A 2,307-nucleotide genomic window follows, 5' to 3' on the forward strand; every position below is an offset into this window, starting at 1 on the left:
TCTGTTAAATCAAAACGCGCCATCACTGCCTCCAAATCAATGGAGACAGTGAATCACAAACCATTCAAACCGAAAACTATTTTATGGGTATGTGACCTAGTGGTTGATGTTGTGGGCGCGATTGCCCATGCCGGTTTTCATATTCGCCGGTGCGATGTAGATGGTTCTGGCGGGGAGGCTGTAATGGTAATCAATGCCTTTCTAACCACATTCCAGATTAGCCATTTCGAGGACGCGAATTTGGCCGGACCAAAACCAGATTGGCAGCGGCCGGGACCAAAACGAGGCATGTTGCCTTGGGTATTGCGTTAATTCCGTCTTGGGAAAGCTGACGCTTCGTCTGCCTATCGCTCCATATTTCTACATTCGCGGGCCTGGGAACGCCGGAATTTCGTTCTCCCCAATAGATCTCCAGAAAATTCCGATCCGGGAATTTGAGAATAAGTGAATCCTGTTCAACAGGTAATAAGTTTCCTGATTGATCTTCAACATATGCCTTTATCTTTTATCGGACATACGATTATCTCCCGATATTTTCCAGGCGTTATCTCTTCATAAAAACGCACAATTCCATTCCCGTCTTCATTTTGAGTTTGAGCGGTGCCACGGTTTTGCGGTGTGGCTTCAAATGGCAATTCTATATCCCGGTTTGGCGTTCTCCTGATGCACTGATGGTGCACTGTGAACGATAGTCCTGTCGGCTCTGCTCACAGAGCTTTGATCATTTGTTGGCAGCCTTCAGCAAGACCGACCAACTCTGCCTGATCCCACAGACAGCGCTCCCATCCCGTATGCATATAAAATTGGACGGCTTGTGGCTCAGCATTCACGCATAACATTTTCAAATTGTGCTTTCTGCCTTCGGCTTCGATGAGTGCGTCAAGAACCTTGCCATGGCCTTTGCTTTGATAGCGCTTTGCGATGGCCACCAAACGAACGACGCCGATTTCGCCGTTGATATCGAGACGTGCGGTACCAATTGTTTCTTCATCATATCGCAAGATGAACGGAAAATGACCTGGAAGCCGATCGTCAGGATGGTTTTCATCATAGATGAAACCATCGTCAAAACCGTCAAACAGCACCTCGCTGCGAATTTTATGAATTTCTGTCCAATCGCGTGATGTGTGAACGAGATCGAGCGAATAACGCATAGAAGTGTCCTTCTGGAATAACAGGGACGAGGATATTTGGGCCGCTGGCCCATTAGATGATCACGAGTAAGGGAGCGCTGCAAACGGTTTTCCTTTTCAAAAGCCAAACCGGGTCGATCCTGGAGTGAATCGGATTTGTAGAGGGGCTGGAGCAGTTTCATTGAAGGTTGGAACGTTGCAGCCATTTTACAAGCCTGTTCCAAAAGTCGCCCCGGGTGGCAGGAAATGGCAATTTTTCTGAATTCCGGTGCTCAGGGAGCTTGAGTCCGCTCCTCTACTCGACAATCACCCTGATGGCACAGCGATGCCACTCTGGTTTCAGCTTCTAGGGGTTGTCTGGGGTTATTTGGTCAGGCCGCTCCTTTATTTTTCCTGGATCCTCGCGAAGGTCCCCCGCTTTGTTTTGCGGTTGGGGCTCTGGCTTTGTGCGCGTGACGCGGCGCTTTGAGGTCTTTTTGGGGCGCTTAAATAGATAATACAATTCTAATATGTATTGAAAAGAGGGTGGTACTTATGAATGTGGGAATGACAGTATATATAAGTTCAGACATATATATGCAGTCGTGCAATTATTGTAATTCCGCCACATGGCTGAAGGATTGCGTGGGTATAGCGCCGGATAGAGCAGGAGGACTATTTATTTTTGTGGCAAATTCGCGTTAAAGGGAACGGTTTGAATTTGAGATCAGAGAATATTCTGTATTCCTATTTGTAATATCGTACGTAGCTAACCGGGGCGGTGCGCCCTTGAGGTTGGGATGGGGCCGGCAGGGCTGGTCTGGAGGAAAGATGCAAATGCAGGAAGTGTAGCGGCAAGAAGGCCGGAGTAGATGCGCGTTGGATTTTAAGCATCGAAAAGCCCGGGAATGCCATCGATCCGTTAACGAAGGGTTGCTGGTTTTAATCAATTGAATTCCATATAGAAAATATTGGAGATATGTATGAACGAAGTTTCCAACAAGGGCGCCAGCTGCGCCGCAGGCGGCAAGCAGGGCAAGATGAGCGCGCTGAAAGGCCGCGCCATGACGCTGACTGCTTCCTCCGCGCTGAATGTTGCGCCACGTTTGGCGACGGCTGCCTTCTGGGCCGCGATGATTGCGACGGCCGCCGCACCTGTTGTGCTTGGTGTCAGCGTCAATCAGGCAAAGGCTGA

At 49.1% G+C, this 2,307-nt stretch carries 3 protein-coding genes; 2 read left to right on the forward strand and 1 reads right to left on the reverse strand.

Annotated elements, in window-relative coordinates:
- The coding region (locus ACTJKP_RS26730) for a hypothetical protein (protein ID WP_440632812.1) at positions 1-312 on the forward strand (312 nt) is incomplete at its 5' end.
- A gap of 395 nt (positions 313-707) precedes the next feature.
- Here the strand turns inward: ACTJKP_RS26730 and ACTJKP_RS26735 are convergent.
- A complete protein-coding gene (locus tag ACTJKP_RS26735; protein WP_440632813.1) occupies positions 708-1,154 on the reverse strand; it encodes a GNAT family N-acetyltransferase in 447 nt (148 codons plus the stop codon).
- Positions 1,155-2,095: 941 nt separating this feature from the next.
- Between ACTJKP_RS26735 and ACTJKP_RS26740 the strand changes: the two genes are divergently transcribed.
- On the forward strand, positions 2,096-2,307 hold a 212-nt coding region (locus tag ACTJKP_RS26740; protein ID WP_440632814.1), incomplete at its 3' end, for a hypothetical protein.

Source organism: Brucella sp. 22210, assembly GCF_052045675.1.
Taxonomy (GTDB): Bacteria; Pseudomonadota; Alphaproteobacteria; order Rhizobiales; family Rhizobiaceae; genus Brucella.